General features: G+C 66.2%; 13 protein-coding genes. 9 read left to right on the forward strand and 4 right to left on the reverse strand.

Annotated elements, in window-relative coordinates:
• Positions 1 to 55 precede the first annotated feature (55 nt).
• Genes BM118_RS21185 through BM118_RS21195 form a run of 3 tightly spaced genes read left to right on the forward strand, consistent with a single transcriptional unit; the run spans position 56 to position 3,890 of the window.
• Positions 56 to 2,137 carry a M3 family metallopeptidase gene (locus tag BM118_RS21185; protein WP_092187408.1) on the forward strand — a complete coding sequence of 694 codons (2,082 nt, stop codon included), beginning with the start codon at positions 56 to 58 and terminating at the stop codon, positions 2,135 to 2,137.
• Positions 2,137 to 2,775 carry a DUF1007 family protein gene (locus tag BM118_RS21190; RefSeq protein ID WP_092187409.1) on the forward strand — a complete coding sequence of 213 codons (639 nt, stop codon included), beginning with the start codon at positions 2,137 to 2,139 and terminating at the stop codon, positions 2,773 to 2,775. The genes BM118_RS21185 and BM118_RS21190 overlap by 1 nt, the downstream gene beginning before the upstream one ends.
• Entirely contained in the window at positions 2,766 to 3,890 is a 1,125-nt protein-coding gene (locus BM118_RS21195; RefSeq protein ID WP_092187410.1) for a nickel/cobalt transporter, read from the forward strand. Before BM118_RS21190 ends, BM118_RS21195 begins: the two co-directional genes overlap by 10 nt.
• Positions 3,891 to 4,044: 154 nt before the next feature.
• On the opposite strand, the gene BM118_RS21200 is transcribed toward BM118_RS21195, so the two are convergent.
• The gene (locus tag BM118_RS21200) at positions 4,045 to 4,443 is read right to left on the reverse strand and encodes an MAPEG family protein (RefSeq protein ID WP_092187412.1); all 399 of its coding nucleotides are present in this window, start codon (positions 4,441 to 4,443) and stop codon (positions 4,045 to 4,047) included.
• A gap of 81 nt (positions 4,444 to 4,524) precedes the next feature.
• Between BM118_RS21200 and hemH the strand changes: the two genes are divergently transcribed.
• From hemH to BM118_RS21220, 4 genes are all read left to right on the forward strand, one after another.
• Complete coding sequence (hemH, locus tag BM118_RS21205) at positions 4,525 to 5,562, forward strand: ferrochelatase (protein ID WP_092187588.1); 1,038 nt, start codon at positions 4,525 to 4,527, stop codon at positions 5,560 to 5,562.
• 25 nt (positions 5,563 to 5,587) lie between these two features.
• A complete protein-coding gene (locus tag BM118_RS21210) occupies positions 5,588 to 6,559 on the forward strand; it encodes an ABC transporter substrate-binding protein (RefSeq protein ID WP_092187413.1) in 972 nt (323 codons plus the stop codon).
• Positions 6,560 to 6,789: 230 nt separating this feature from the next.
• Positions 6,790 to 7,782 carry an SPFH domain-containing protein gene (locus BM118_RS21215; RefSeq protein ID WP_092187414.1) on the forward strand — a complete coding sequence of 331 codons (993 nt, stop codon included), beginning with the start codon at positions 6,790 to 6,792 and terminating at the stop codon, positions 7,780 to 7,782.
• A gap of 99 nt (positions 7,783 to 7,881) precedes the next feature.
• A complete protein-coding gene (locus BM118_RS21220) occupies positions 7,882 to 8,325 on the forward strand; it encodes an NfeD family protein (RefSeq protein WP_092187415.1) in 444 nt (147 codons plus the stop codon).
• A gap of 88 nt (positions 8,326 to 8,413) precedes the next feature.
• On the opposite strand, the gene BM118_RS21225 is transcribed toward BM118_RS21220, so the two are convergent.
• The gene (locus BM118_RS21225) at positions 8,414 to 8,803 is read right to left on the reverse strand and encodes a winged helix-turn-helix transcriptional regulator (protein ID WP_092187416.1); all 390 of its coding nucleotides are present in this window, start codon (positions 8,801 to 8,803) and stop codon (positions 8,414 to 8,416) included.
• Between the two features lie 72 nt (positions 8,804 to 8,875).
• Here BM118_RS21225 and BM118_RS21230 point away from each other — a divergent pair, with 72 nt between their 5' ends.
• On the forward strand, positions 8,876 to 9,424 hold the full coding sequence (locus BM118_RS21230; RefSeq protein ID WP_092187417.1) for a carboxymuconolactone decarboxylase family protein: 549 nt from the start codon (positions 8,876 to 8,878) through the stop codon (positions 9,422 to 9,424).
• Positions 9,425 to 9,665: 241 nt separating this feature from the next.
• Here the strand turns inward: BM118_RS21230 and BM118_RS21235 are convergent, their stop codons facing one another.
• Positions 9,666 to 10,673: a KpsF/GutQ family sugar-phosphate isomerase gene (locus BM118_RS21235; protein WP_177234520.1), complete on the reverse strand. Its 1,008-nt coding sequence runs from the start codon at positions 10,671 to 10,673 to the stop codon at positions 9,666 to 9,668.
• 192 nt (positions 10,674 to 10,865) lie between these two features.
• Here BM118_RS21235 and BM118_RS21240 point away from each other — a divergent pair, with 192 nt between their 5' ends.
• Complete coding sequence (locus BM118_RS21240) at positions 10,866 to 12,608, forward strand: outer membrane beta-barrel protein (RefSeq protein ID WP_092187418.1); 1,743 nt, start codon at positions 10,866 to 10,868, stop codon at positions 12,606 to 12,608.
• Positions 12,609 to 12,781: 173 nt separating this feature from the next.
• On the opposite strand, the gene BM118_RS21245 is transcribed toward BM118_RS21240, so the two are convergent.
• A complete protein-coding gene (locus BM118_RS21245; protein WP_092187419.1) occupies positions 12,782 to 14,233 on the reverse strand; it encodes a glutamate synthase subunit beta in 1,452 nt (483 codons plus the stop codon).
• Positions 14,234 to 14,257: the final 24 nt, after the last annotated feature.

Raw genomic sequence — 14,257 nt, forward strand, 5'->3', positions numbered from 1 at the left:
CCCATCGCGTGCTATAGCTGGTCGCAACAAACCAGCTCGAAAACCGGGACTTGCGATGTCAGACCTCCGCCAAACTACGGACGCCGAGACCAACCCGCTGCTGAAGGCCTGGGTGACGCCGTTCGCGACCCCGCCCTTCGACGAGATCACGCCGGAGCACTTCCTCCCGGCCTTCGAGCAGGCCTTCGCCGACCATTCCGCCGAGATCGCGGCGATCACCAACGATCCGGCCGCGCCCGACTTCGCCAACACCATCACGGCGCTGGAGCGCTCCGGCAAGCTGCTGAGCAAGGTCGCGGCGGTGTTCTACGACCTCGTCTCGGCGCATTCCAACCCGGCCATCCTGGAGATCGACAAGGAGGTTTCCTTGCGGACGGCGCGGCACTGGAATCCGATCATGATGAACGCCGTGCTGTTCGGTCGCATCGCCCAGCTGCACGAGAACCGCGCCAATCTCAGTCTTTCGCCCGAACAGCTCCGCCTGCTGGAGCGCACCTATACCCGCTTCCACCGCTCCGGCGCCGGCCTCTCCGAGGAGGCCAAGACGCGGATGGCCGAGATCAACGAGAGGCTCGCCCAGCTCGGCACCAGCTTCAGCCATCACCTGCTCGGCGACGAGCAGGAATGGTTCATGGAGTTAGGGGAGGCCGACCGCCAGGGCCTGCCGGAGAGCTTCGTCGCCAGCGCCAAGGCCGCGGCGGAAGAGCGCGGCATGGCCGGCAAGGCCATCGTCACCCTGTCGCGCTCTTCGGTCGAGTCGTTCCTCAAGAGCTCGGCGCGGCGCGACCTGCGCGAGAAGGTCTACAAGGCCTTCATCGCGCGCGGCGACAACGGCAATGCCAACGACAACAATACGGCCATCGTCGAGATCCTGAAGCTGCGCGAGGAGAGCGCGAACCTGCTCGGCTACCCGACCTACGCCGCCTACCGGCTCGAGGACTCCATGGCCAAGACGCCGGAAGCGGTGCGGGGACTGCTCGAGCGGGTCTGGAAGCCGGCGCGCGCCCGAGCGCTCGCCGACCGCGACGAGATGCAAACGCTGATCTCGGCCGAGGGCGGTAATTTCAAGCTGGCGCCGTGGGACTGGCGCTTCTATGCCGAAAAGCTCCGCCTCCAGCGCGCCAATTTCGACGATGCCGCGATCAAGCCGTATCTCGCGCTCGACCACATGATCGCCGCCGCCTTCGACTGCGCCACGCGCCTGTTCGGCATCACCTTCGAGGAGCGCAAGGACGTGCCGGTCTGGCACCCGGACGTCCGGGTCTGGGAAGTGAAGGGCAGGGACGGCAAGCACAAGGCTCTGTTCTATGGCGACTACTTCGCCCGGCCGTCGAAGCGCTCCGGCGCCTGGATGACCTCGCTGCGCGACCAGCAGAAGCTCGACGGCGACGTCGCGCCGCTCATTCTCAATATCTGCAATTTTGCAAAGGGGGCCGGCGGCGAGCCCTCGCTGCTGTCGCCTGACGACGCCCGCACCCTGTTCCACGAATTCGGCCACGGCCTGCACGGCATGCTGTCCAACGTGACCTATCCGTCGCTGTCGGGTACCTCCGTGTTCACCGACTTCGTAGAGCTGCCGTCGCAGCTCTACGAGCACTGGCAGGAACGGCCCGAGGTGCTCCAGCAATTCGCCCGCCACTACCAGACCGGCGAGCCGCTGCCGGATGACCTGCTCCAGCGCTTCCTCGCCGCGCGAAAATTCAACCAGGGCTTTGCCACGGTCGAGTTCGTCTCCTCGGCGCTGGTGGACCTCGAATTCCACACCCAGCCGGCCGCCGCGGCCAGCGACGTGCGCGCCTTCGAGAAGAAGGAGCTCGAGAAGATCGGCATGCCCGAGGAGATCGCGCTGCGTCACCGGCCGACGCAATTCGGTCACATCTTCACCGGCGACCATTATGCCGCCAGCTATTACAGCTACATGTGGTCCGAGGTGATGGACGCCGACGCCTTCGGCGCGTTTGAGGAGGCTGGCAACATCTTCGATCCCGATGTCGCAAAACGCCTGCACGACGACATCTATTCGAGCGGCGGATCGGTCGATCCGGAAGCCGCCTATGAGGCCTTTCGCGGCCGCCCGCCGGAGCCCGACGCATTGCTCCGCCGCCGCGGCCTGCTCGACGCCCCGAAGGCGGCCTGATGGGCATGCGCGCCCTTCTCGGTCTGCTGCTCGCCGCCGCAATGGTGCTCGGAGCCGGCGCGGCGAGCGCGCATCCGCATGTCTGGATCACCGCGACCAGCGAGCTTCTTTATGCGGAGGACGGCAGCATCACCGGCGTCCGCCACGCCTGGACCTTTGACGACATGTTCTCGGCCTATGCGGTGCAGGGGCTCGAGAGCAAGACCAAGGGCGCCTATACGCGCGAGGAGCTCGGGCCGCTGGCGCAGACCAATGTCGAGTCGCTGAAGGAATACGCCTACTTCACCTTCGCGCGAGCGGACGGCAAGAAGGAGCGATTCCAGGAGCCGGTCGACTACTTCCTCGACTACAAGGATACGGTGCTGACCCTGCACTTCACGCTGCTGCTGAAGAACCCGGTCAAGCCCAAGCAACTGGTGCTCGAAGTGTTCGACCGTTCCTTCTTCATCGACTTCCAGATGGCCAAGGACAATCCGGTCAAGCTGGTCGGCGCGCCCGCCGGCTGCCAGATGAAGCTTGATCGTCCCAGCGACGGCACTGCGACCGCGCAGAAGCTCAACGAGCAGACCTTCATGAGCGGCGAGAACACCAATTTCGGCATGATGTTCGCCAACAAGATCACGGTGGATTGCCCTTGATCGGTCGTCTGCATTCTCCGCTTGTCCGCGGGCTTCTTGCCTGTGCCGCGGTTATCGTCGTGCTGGGCCTGGCCGATGCCGCGCTTCACGATCTCCTCGCGCAAAATCCGTTCGGCGCACCGAAATCCGCGCAGGCGGCCGAGCCCGAGGCCAGCGGCCTCATCGGCTGGCTGTTGGCAAAACAGTCGGAGTTCTACCGCCAGATGTCGGCGACCATCCGGGCCGCCAAGTCCGACGGCTCGGCGGTGTGGACGCTGCTCTTCATCTCGTTTGCCTATGGCATCTTCCATGCCGCGGGGCCCGGCCACGGCAAGGCGGTGATCGCCTCCTATCTCGTCGCCAACCGCGAAACCGCGCGGCGCGGCATCGCGCTGTCGTTTGCCTCGGCCCTGATGCAGTCGCTGGTCGCGATCCTGATCGTCGGCATCTCGGCCTGGGTGCTGAACGCGACGGCCAAGACCATGTGCAAGGCCGAAGGCGTGATCGAGATCGCGAGCTATGGCCTGATCGCGCTGTTCGGCCTGCGGCTGGTCTGGGTCAAGGGCGGCGCCTTCATCCGCGCGCTTCAGGTGGCCCAGCCGGTGCCGGCGATCGCGGGCGTGCCGCAGCACCATGATCACGGCCATCACCACCATCATGATGCGCACGATCATCATGACCACGATCACCATGATCATGGTCACGCCCACGTCCATCACGATCACGGGCACGACCACGTCCATGACGAGCATTGCGGCCATTCCCATGGCCCGGCGCCGAGCGAGCTCGCCGGTCCCGGTGGCTGGCGGCGCGGATTCGCCGCGATCCTGACCGTCGGCATCCGCCCCTGCTCGGGTGCGATCCTGGTGCTGGTGTTCGCGCTCGCCCAGGGCCTGTTCTGGGCCGGCATCGCCGCGACCTTCCTGATGGGGCTCGGCACCGCGATCACGGTCGCGGCCATTGCCGTCGTCGCCGTCTCCGCCAAGGACATCGCCGCCCGCCTGAGCGCAGGTCGCGACGGCGGCGGCGCGCTGTTCATGCGCGGCATCGAATTCAGCGCTGCCGGTCTCGTGCTGCTGTTCGGCGTCGGCCTGTTGTTCGGCTACATCGCGGCCGAACGGACGACGTGTTTTTGAGGCACGCTCTCGTGCCCCGGACGCAGCGCAGCGTCCCTTCGACGGTGCGCTGCAGAGCCGGGGCCCATCTTTCCATACTGTAGCTGTGGCCCGCTGGGTCCCGGCTCTGCGCCACAACGCTAAGGGCGTTGCAGCGCGTCCGGGACACGGCAACTCACACCGGCAAGAACCGCTTCAGCATCGGCATGAAGAAGATCCCGAGATTGATCGCAAAGCCGATGCTCCAGAGGATCGAGCGCAGCGTCGGGCGGTTGCCGAGATAGGTCAGCACGTAGGCGATCCGTACGATCAGGAACAGCACCGCGAGCTCGTCGATCAGCCGCTGCGGCGCGTCCCTGAATTCGGCGAGCAGCACCGCGAAGGCGAAGAACGGAAAGGTCTCGATGCCGTTCTGATGAGCGCCGAGCGCGCGCTGCGCGATGGCGTCCTCATAGAAGGCGGGATCGCGCGGCCGGGAATTGTCGAACCCGCGAAACCGGATCCATTTGATCGAGGCGATCGTCGCAAGATAGAGCAGCAGCGCTCCGAAAACGCACCATTCCGCGAGTGTCATCTTCCCTCCCCCGCTTAGGGAGACCCTAGCGAAACCGGGCTCATCTTGACAAGTTCGGTGCAACGCGCGACGCAACTGATCATGTCGACCGCCGCCCCCAACGAGACCACACAGCCAACCGTCGTGTCCGGCCAGAAGCGGGTCGGCGTGCTCCTGGTCAATCTCGGCACGCCCGATACGGCCGATGCGCCGGGCGTGCGGGTCTATCTCAAGGAATTCCTCTCGGACGCCCGGGTCATCGAGGACCAGGGCCTGATCTGGCAGTTCGTGCTGAACGGGATCATCCTGCGCAGCCGTCCCCGCACCAAGGCGCTCGACTACCAGAAGATCTGGAACAACGAGAAGAACGAGTCGCCGCTGAAGACCATCACGCGGTCGCAGAGCGACAAGCTCGCGGCCGCGCTGTCGGATCGCGATCACGTCGTCGTGGACTGGGCGATGCGCTACGGCAATCCTTCGATCAAGTCGGGCATCGACGCGCTGATCGCGGAGGGATGCGACCGCATCCTCGCCGTCCCGCTTTATCCGCAATATTCCGCCTCGACGTCGGCGACCGTCTGCGACGAGGTGTTCCGCGTGCTCGCCCGACTGCGTGCGCAGCCGACGCTGCGGGTGACGCCGCCGTACTATCAGGACGAGGCCTATATCGAGGCGCTCGCCGTCTCGATCGAGACGCATCTGGCAACCCTGCCGTTCAAGCCGGAGCTGATCGTCGCCTCCTTCCACGGCATGCCGAAATCCTATGTCGACAAGGGCGATCCCTATCAGGAGCATTGCATCGCCACGACCGAGGCGCTGCGCCGCCGGCTCGGCATGGACGCGTCAAAATTGCTGCTGACGTTCCAGTCGCGCTTCGGCAATGACGAGTGGCTCCAGCCCTACACCGACAAGACGATGGAGCGGCTCGCCAAAGAGGGCGTGCGGCGCATCGCGGTGGTGACGCCGGGCTTTGCCGCCGACTGCCTGGAGACGCTGGAGGAGATCGCGCAGGAGAATGCCGAGATCTTCAGGCACAATGGCGGCGAGCAGTTTTCCGCGATCCCCTGCCTCAACGACAGCGAACCCGGCATGGACGTGATCAGCACCCTGGTGCTGCGCGAGCTCCAGGGGTGGATATAATGAGCCTGGATTTGATGGGCCCCCCATGAACCGCCGCGAGGTGTTGGGGCTTCTTGGGATGATCGCGGCGCTGCCGTCCCCGGCACTGGCGCAGCAACCGACGCGGCGGCTCGGCGTACTCTCGGTCACGGCCGCCGACGATGCGATCGGGCAGACGCGCAGTGCCATCCTGGTCGAGGCGCTCGTCGGCCATGGCTGGAAAGAGCACGACAATCTCAGGATCGACTGGCGCAGCGGCGCCGGCGACCGGGCGCGGATCGCCGGGCTCGCCGACGAGCTGATCGCGCTCAAGCCCGACATCCTGCTCGCGGTCGGCACGCCCTCGGTCGAAGAGCTGCGCCGGCGCACCACGACGATCCCGATCGTGTTCGCCGTGGTGACCGATCCCGTCAGCCAGGGCTTTGTCCAGACCCTCGCCCATCCCGGCGGCAACATCACCGGCTTCACCGATTACGACGGCCCGCTGGCTGGCAAATGGCTGGAGATGCTGACGCAAGTGACGCCGAAAGTGTCCCGCGTCTTCGTCGTCTACAATCCCGCCACCGCGCCGTTCGCGCCCCTCATGCTGCGCACGATCGAGGACGCCGCACGGACGCTTCGTGTGACGGTAGAGACCGCCCCGGTCCATGACGCAGCCTCGATCGCGGCGCTGGCCTCGCGCAAGGACGGCGGCCTGCTGATCCTGCCGGACTTCTTCACCATGGCCAATCGCGCGCATCTGCTCGCGGCGATCGCCGAGGCGCGCGTGCCTGCGGTGTTCTGGAGTCGCACCTTCGTCGACGAGGGCGGGCTGATGTCCTACAGCACCGACAGCGCCGAGCAGCTCCGCCGCGCCGCCAGCTACATCGATCGCATCCTGAAGGGCGCGCGGCCCGCCGACCTGCCGGTGCAGAACCCCACCAAGTTCGAGCTCGCGGTCAACCTCAAGACCGCCAAGGCGCTTGGCGTCACCATTCCCCCAAGCCTGCTTGCAACAGCGAACGATGTCATCGAATAAGGTCGTCCGCGACGGACGAGAGGTCCGGATTCGTTAACTTTCGCCGCTAGGTCTGCGCCCGGACGCTTTCAAGAGCCTTTCGGAAATACATATCGTGACCGTTTCCCCCGGAGTGCGTCTTGTGCAGAATCGTCCGAATGCCGACGTGAATCGCGACCGCTGAACCGGTAGGGTCGCGATCCCGACCAATGACAGCGCGGGAAAGGGCTTTTTCCTGCCTTGGAGGACATATGAGCGGTTTCGACATTTTCGCGATTGTTCTGGTTTTGCTCGTCATCATCACGCTGATTGCCGGCGTGAAGACGGTGCCGCAGGGCTATGACTGGACCATCGAGCGGTTCGGAAAATACACCCAGACGCTGAGCCCCGGGCTCAACCTGATCGTGCCCTATTTCGATCGCGTCGGGCGCAAGATCAACATGATGGAGCAGGTGATCGACATTCCCGAGCAGGAGGTGATCACCAAGGACAACGCCACCGTGACGGTGGACGGCGTCGCCTTCTACCAGGTGTTCGACGCCGCCAAGGCGAGCTACGAGGTCTCCAACCTGACCCAGGCCATCACCGTCCTGACCATGACCAACATCCGCTCGGTGATGGGCGCGATGGATCTCGACCAGGTGCTGTCGCATCGCGACGAGATCAACGAGCGCCTGTTGCGCGTGGTCGATGCCGCGGTCTCGCCCTGGGGCCTGAAGGTCAACCGCATCGAGATCAAGGACATCGTGCCGCCCGCCGACCTTGTCGAGGCGATGGGCCGGCAGATGAAGGCCGAGCGCGTCAAGCGCGCCGACATTCTGGCCGCCGAAGGCCAGCGGCAGTCGGAGATCCTGCGCGCCGAGGGCGCCAAGCAGGGCCAGATCCTCCAGGCCGAGGGCCGCAAGGAAGCCGCGTTCCGCGACGCCGAGGCCCGCGAGCGGTCCGCCGAGGCCGAGGCCAAGGCGACGCAGATGGTCAGCGAAGCCATCGCCAAGGGCGATGTCGCGGCGCTGAACTATTTCATCGCCGACAAGTACATCAAGGCGTTCGGGCAACTGGCGGACTCGCCGAACCAGAAGGTCATCATGCTTCCGGTCGAGGCGATGAGCATGCTGGGCTCGCTCGCCGGCATCGGCGAGATCGCGAAAGCGACGTTCGGCGAGAGTGCGGCATCCGCCGCTGCCGCGGCGCGCCGTGGCGGCTCGGTGCCGTCGTCCGGCCCGATGCCGCCGGCGGTGCCGTAACGGGACCATGCGCATGCCCCGGACCCGGAGGGCCACGTTAGTGCAAAGTGGACACCGGTTTTCCGATAGGGGCATGCGCCACTTCAAAGAGGTCGTGTCATGACCGACATGTTCGTATCGCTCGGCACCTGGAACTGGCTGATCTTCGGCTTCATCCTGATGGGGCTGGAGGTGCTGGCGCCGGGCGTATTCCTGTTCTGGCTCGGGCTCGCCGCGCTGCTGGTCGGGCTGATCTCGTTCGCCGTCGCCGTGTCCTGGCAGGTGCAACTGGTGATGTTCGCGATCTTCGCCGCTGCCGCGGTGCCGGTGTGGCGCCGTCTCTCTCGGCCGAATCCGGATGCGAGCGGAAGCCCCTTTCTCAACAAACGCACCGAGGCGCTGCTCGGCCGCGAGTTCACGCTGGAGAAGCCGATCATCGACGGCAACGGCACCATGCGCATCGGCGACACGGTCTGGCGCGTCGCAGGTCCCGATACGCCGGCCGGGACGCGCGTGAAGGTGGTGCAGGTGGACGGCGTGAATCTGACGGTGGCGGTGGCGTGAGGACCCTTCGCCTCTCCCCGCTTGCGGGGAGAGGCCGGATTGCATCGTAGATGCAATCCGGGTGAGGGGGCTCTCCGCGAGTCGTCTCTCACCGTCTGCGCGGAGGCTCCCCCTCACCCCGACCCTCTCCCCGCAAGCGGGGAGAGGGGGAAGAGCTCTTCCACCTCTCCGCAAGCCGGTGCAGCGGCATGAACGTCTCGCACAGGTCCCGCCCGAGCGGCGTCAGCCTATAGCCTCCGCCTTCGCCGAGCTCCACGAACCCCGCCTCGCGCAAATCGTCCAGCCGCGCTTGCAGCACCGTCGGCGAGGCTTCGTCGCAGGCGGTGCGCAGGCTGCGGGAGGTGAGGGGGGCGTCGCGCAACTCCCACAGGATCCGCAAGGTCCAGCGCCGGCCGAGCAGGTCGAGCAGCGCCATGATCGGCCGTCCCGTGCGTGAGCCGCGGACGCTGCGTGTGGTCGAGCCGGCCTGTTTCGCCATCGTCGCCCTCTTGCATATTGCTACAGATAATGTAGCGTCGTGCTACGATAATTGTAGCAACGGAGGCGGCCGATGTCCCAGGTCACACCGCGCATTGCGCCGCTCGCGCCGCCTTATCCCCCGGAGATCCAGGCGCAGTTCGACCGCATCATGCGCGGCGCGCCGCCGCTGCTGCTGTTCCGGGTGATGGCGGGCCACAGCCGCGCCTGGGACAAGTTCCGCGCCGGCGGCCTGCTCGATCCCGGGCCGCTGTCGTTGCGTGAACGCGAGATCGTCATCGACCGCACCTGCGCGCTGAACAAATGCGAGTATGAATGGGGCGTGCATGTCGCGGTCTTTGCCGGTCCGGCGCGCCTCACCGAGGACGAGGTCCGCGCCACCGTAGAGGGCGATGCGACGTCGCCGTGCTGGTCACCGGGCGAACAGGCGCTGATCGCGGCCGTCGACGCGCTGCATCACCGGGCGACGTTCACCGATGCGGAATTCGCCGCGCTCGCGGCGCATTACGACGAGGCGCAGATTTTGGAGGTCATGCTGCTGTGCGGCTTCTATCGCACGGTGTCGTATCTGGCGAACGGCTTGAGGCTGCCGCTGGAAGCGAAGGCGGCGCGGTTTCCGTAGCTCCAGCCCCCGTCATTGCGAGCGCAGCGAAGCAATCCAGAGTCTTTCCGCGAAGGCAGTCTGGATTGCTTCGCTGCGCTCGCAATGACGGAGGAGAGGGGCGCGCCACACTTTCCTCGTCATTCTGGGGCGCGACGAAGTCGCGAGCCCGGAAGCCATCGCGCAGCAACCTCGGAGATGAATGGATTCCGGGCTCGCGCCAAGTGGCGCGCCCCGGAATGACGATAGGAGATGGCGTGCCTTACGCCACACCCGCCCGCAGCAGATCGTGCAGGTGCACGATGCCCACGACCTTGTCCGCCTCGGTCACCAGCAGCGTCGTGATCTTGCGGGTGTTCAGCACCTCGATCATCTCGGTGGCGAGCATCGAGGGCGGCACGGTCTTCGGCTGCCTGGTCATGATGTCGTCGACCGTGACCGTCAGCAGGTCGGGCCGCATGTGGCGGCGCAGATCGCCGTCGGTGATGATGCCGACGGCCTCATTGGCGTCATTGACGATGCAGACGCAGCCGAGGCCCTTGGCCGACATCTCGACCACGGCCTCCGACATCTCGGTGCCGAGCGGCTTGAGCGGGATCTCCGCGCCGGTGCGCATGTAGTCGCGAACGAATTTCAGCATCGCGCCGAGCTTGCCGCCGGGGTGAAAATGCGCGAACTCGAGCGCCGTGAAGCCGCGCCCTTCCAGCAGCGCGATCGCGAGCGCATCGCCGATCGCGGCCTGCATCAGGGTCGAGGTGGTCGGCGCCAGATTGTGCGGGCAGGCCTCGCGTGCCTTCGGCAGCTCGATCACGAGGTCGGCGGCCTGTCCGAGCGAGGACGCCGCGTTCGACGTCACCGCGATCATGGGGATCGCGAAGCGCGCCGAATAGTTCACGAGGTTCTTCATCTCCGGCTGCTCGCCGGACCAGGACAGCGCCATGATGACGTCGTCGGTGGTGATCATGCCGAGGTCGCCGTGGCCGGCTTCAGCGGTGTGAACGAAGAAGGCGGGCGTGCCGGTCGAGGCCAGCGTCGCCGCGATCTTGCGGCCCATATGGCCTGACTTGCCGAGCCCGGTGACGATGACGCGGCCCTTGGCCTGCCGGATCAGGTCGACCGCCTTGGCGAAGGTCGCACCCAGCGGGCCGCGCAGCGCGGCGGCGAGCGCGTTGATGCCGCCGCTCTCGGTCTCCAGCGTGCGGAGCGCGGATTCGACGCTTGCAGGGACGGGGCCGGATGATTGGGTCATCAGCGGTTTCGAACTCGGCATGTACAGGTCCAGGGAGGAGGGGCGATGGCCCATTGGCGTCTGCTTTAGCACGCCTCGGCGCATGAGGCGACGCGGCCGCCCCGCCCCTCAACTGGTCATTAACCATAATTGTTTTAACTCCATTAACGATGGTTTCTGCCAGCCGGCGGGGACAATCGCGAAAGTGTTTGATTTCGTTGGGGTAATACCATCGTGGGGTCGTCTCCAGGCACGGGCCGGAGCCAACGCGCGCATTTCCTGTGCGCGGCTTTGCCGTGTCTTGCGCTGACGGCCCTGCAAAGCGGCCCAGTGGCCGCCCAGAGCCTCACGCCCGACCTGTTCAATCCCAACCGCGGCGGTTTCGCCACGCCCGAGACGCTGCCGACGCGCCGCACGGCGGGCGTACCGCAGGCGCCTTCGGACGCGCTGCCGGCGCTGCCCGATCCCAACGCCGATCCGCGCAAGCGCCAGCAGGCGCCGGCGACCTCGCGCGTCGGCCAGGTCCCGACCTACGGTCTGCCAGCCGCCAACGGCGCCAGCGGCTCGGGTTACGACTCGCTCAACCGCAAGCGGCAGCAACCCAAGCTCTATCCCGGGCAGCCGAAGCCGAAGCGCCCGGTCGGCCCCGGCTCGCCGGTGCCGCCGACAACGCCGGACAGGACGCTCGGCCCGCCGCGCATCGCGCCGCCGCCGTCCGAGACCGCGCACAAGGTGCCGGTGCCGCCGGCGATGGCCGGCAACGTGCCCGGCCAGCCGCTGCGCCGCCGCCTCAAGGCCGATGACGACGCGTTCGGCGCGGTCGGCGATTATGCCGGCAGCTTCCTGATCAAGGGCGGGCTCGAGCTTTCCGCCGGCTATGACACCAACCCGGCGCGTCTGAACAAGCCGGTCGGCTCGCCGGTCTATGTCGTCGCGCCCGACCTCCTCGTGGTGTCCGACTGGGAGCGCCACGCGCTGGTCGCCGATTTGCGCGGCTCGTTCTCGGGCTACACCAACAACATGCCGGCGACGATCGACGGCTTTCCCTCGCCCTCGCCGGTCGAGATCAACCGCCCCGACTTCATCGGTCATGTCGACGGCCGCGTCGATGTCGACCGCGACCTCAAGCTGACCTCGCAGCTCCGCCTGCGGCTCGCCACCGACAATCCCGGCAGCCCGAACGTGCAGGCCGGCCTCCAGAAATATCCCGTCTACGCCACCTTTGGCACGACCGTCGGCTTCGACCAGACCTTCAACCGCTTCCAGGTCGCGGCCGGCGCCACCGTGGACCGCACCGCCTACACCGACTCCAAGCTCACCGACGGCTCGACCTCCAGCAACAATGATCGCGACTTCAACCAGTATGGCGGCGTCGGGCGCTTCTCCTACGAGCTGAAGCCGGGCCTGAAGCCGTTCGTCGAGATCCAGGGCGACACCCGCGTGCACGACCAGCCCGCCGACCGCAGCGGCTACTTCCGCGATTCAAACGGCGGCTATGGCAAGGTCGGCACGTCCTTCGAGTTCTCGCGCATCCTCACCGGCGAGGTCTCGGTCGGCTATTCCGCGCGCAACTATGTCGACCCGCGCCTCAGCCAGCTCTCGGGCTTCCTCACCTCGGGCTCGCTGATCTGGAACGCCAGCGGCCTCACCACGGTGAAATTCGTCACCGACACGCAGATCGCGGAGACCACGGTCGCCGGCTCCTCCGGCGTGCTGGTGCACACCTACGCCGCCGAAGTCGATCACGACTTCCGCCGCTGGCTCACCGCGGTCGGCAAGTTCACCTATGGCACCTACGACTACCAGGGCCAGAACCGCAACGACAAGACCTACTCGCTCGAAGGCAATCTGATCTACAAGCTCAACCGCAACGTCTGGATCAAGGGCACGCTGCGCCACGACATCCTGGATTCGAACCAGGCGGGCTCGAGCTCGCAGGGCACGGTGGTGATGCTGGGCGTGAGGTTGCAGAATTAGCCGCGCCGCGAGGGGTACTGGTGGCGCCAAGCCCTCAGCTGTCGTCCTGGCGAAAGCCAGGACCCATTACCCCAAGAGGTCGTGTGGCGAAGACTGGGCGTTCGGTACAGCGATCATCGGCCCATCGATAGATTCCGCGGTATGGGTCCTGGCTTTCGCCAGGACGACAGCGACTACCGCGGCAGATCCGTCTTCCCCATCAGGAACGTGTCGATCGACCGGGCACACAGCCGGCCCTCGCGGATCGCCCACACCACCAGCGACTGGCCGCGGCGCATGTCGCCGGCGGTGAACACGTTCGGGCGCGAGGTCTGGTAGTCCAAGGTGTTGGCCTTGACGTTGCCGCGCGGGTCGAGCTCGACCGAGAGCAGCTTCAAGAGGCCCTCGTGCACGGGGTGGACGAAGCCCATCGCGAGCAGGACGAGCTCGGCATCGAGCTCGAACTCGGTGCCGGCAATCGGCTTGAACTTGTCGTCGACGCGCACGCAGTGCAGCTTCTTGACTTGGCCGTTCTCGCCGGTGAACTTCTGGGTCAGCACGGCATATTCGCGGATCGCGCCTTCGGCCTGGCTGGAGGAGGTGCGCATCTTCAGCGGCCAGTTCGGCCAGGTCAGGCCCTTGTTCTCGCGCTCGGGCGGGGCGGGCATGATCTCGAGCTGGGTCACGGAGAGCGCGCCTTGGCGCAGCGAGGTGCCGATGCAGTCCGAGCCGGTGTCGCCGCCGCCGATGACGACGACGTGCTTGCCGCCGGCCAAAATCTCCTGGACGCCGTTCAGCGGCTCCTCGGAGACGCGGCGGTTCTGCTGCGGCAGGAAGTCCATGGCGTAGTGGATCCCAGCGAGATCGCGGCCGGGGATCGGCAGGTCGCGCGGGGCTTCGGCGCCGCCGGTGAGTGCGACGGCGTCATACTCGTTGAGCATCTCGCGCGGATCGACATTGCCGTCGGCGCCGACATGGCTGTTGTAGTGGAAGGTGACGCCTTCGCCTTCCATCTGCTTGACGCGGCGGTCGATGATGCCCTTCTCCATCTTGAAGTCGGGGATGCCGTAGCGCAGCAGGCCGCCAGCCTTGGCGAACTTCTCGAACAGGTGCACGTCGTGGCCGGCGCGTGCCAGTTGCTGCGCACAGGCCATGCCGGCCGGACCCGAGCCGATCACGGCGACCCTCTTGCCGGTCTTGACGGCGGCGACCTCGGGCTTCAGCCAGCCATTGTCCCAGGCGCGGTCGACGATCGCGCATTCGATGGTCTTGATGGTGACCGGGTTGTCGTCGATGTTGAGCGTGCAGGACGCTTCGCACGGCGCAGGACAGATGCGCCCCGTGAATTCCGGGAAATTGTTGGTCGAGTGCAGGTTGCGCGAGGCCTCTTCCCAATTGCCCTGATAGACGAGGTCGTTGAAATCAGGGATCTGGTTGTTGACCGGGCAGCCCGGCGTACCGGGCGCGACCGAGCCGGTGCCGTGGCAAAAGGGAATGCCGCAATTCATGCAGCGCGCGGCCTGGTCGCGCGTTTCCTTCTCGGTCAAGGGAACGACGAACTCGTTGAAATGCTTCACGCGCTCGGCGACCGGGGTGTACTTGCGGTCGTGCCGTTCGATTTCCAGAAAACCCGTGATCTTGCCCATTAAACCCGAAGTCCTGCCGCTTAG

The sequence above is a fragment of the Bradyrhizobium sp. cf659 genome, assembly GCF_900113725.1.
Taxonomy (GTDB): domain Bacteria; phylum Pseudomonadota; class Alphaproteobacteria; order Rhizobiales; family Xanthobacteraceae; genus Bradyrhizobium.

Excerpts from the sequence above, each read along its gene's own strand:
- BM118_RS21190 (WP_092187409.1), top strand. The coding sequence starts at position 2,137 with ATGGGCATGCGCGCCCTTCTCGGTCTGCTGCTCGCCGCCGCAATGGTG.
- BM118_RS21210 (WP_092187413.1), top strand. The coding sequence starts at position 5,588 with ATGAACCGCCGCGAGGTGTTGGGGCTTCTTGGGATGATCGCGGCGCTG.
- hemH (WP_092187588.1), top strand. The coding sequence starts at position 4,525 with ATGTCGACCGCCGCCCCCAACGAGACCACACAGCCAACCGTCGTGTCC.
- BM118_RS21200 (WP_092187412.1), bottom strand. The coding sequence starts at position 4,443 with ATGACACTCGCGGAATGGTGCGTTTTCGGAGCGCTGCTGCTCTATCTT.
- BM118_RS21185 (WP_092187408.1), top strand. The coding sequence starts at position 56 with ATGTCAGACCTCCGCCAAACTACGGACGCCGAGACCAACCCGCTGCTG.
- BM118_RS21245 (WP_092187419.1), bottom strand. The coding sequence starts at position 14,233 with ATGGGCAAGATCACGGGTTTTCTGGAAATCGAACGGCACGACCGCAAG.
- BM118_RS21215 (WP_092187414.1), top strand. The coding sequence starts at position 6,790 with ATGAGCGGTTTCGACATTTTCGCGATTGTTCTGGTTTTGCTCGTCATC.
- BM118_RS21230 (WP_092187417.1), top strand. The coding sequence starts at position 8,876 with ATGTCCCAGGTCACACCGCGCATTGCGCCGCTCGCGCCGCCTTATCCC.
- BM118_RS21220 (WP_092187415.1), top strand. The coding sequence starts at position 7,882 with ATGACCGACATGTTCGTATCGCTCGGCACCTGGAACTGGCTGATCTTC.
- BM118_RS21225 (WP_092187416.1), bottom strand. The coding sequence starts at position 8,803 with ATGGCGAAACAGGCCGGCTCGACCACACGCAGCGTCCGCGGCTCACGC.
- BM118_RS21235 (WP_177234520.1), bottom strand. The coding sequence starts at position 10,673 with ATGCCGAGTTCGAAACCGCTGATGACCCAATCATCCGGCCCCGTCCCT.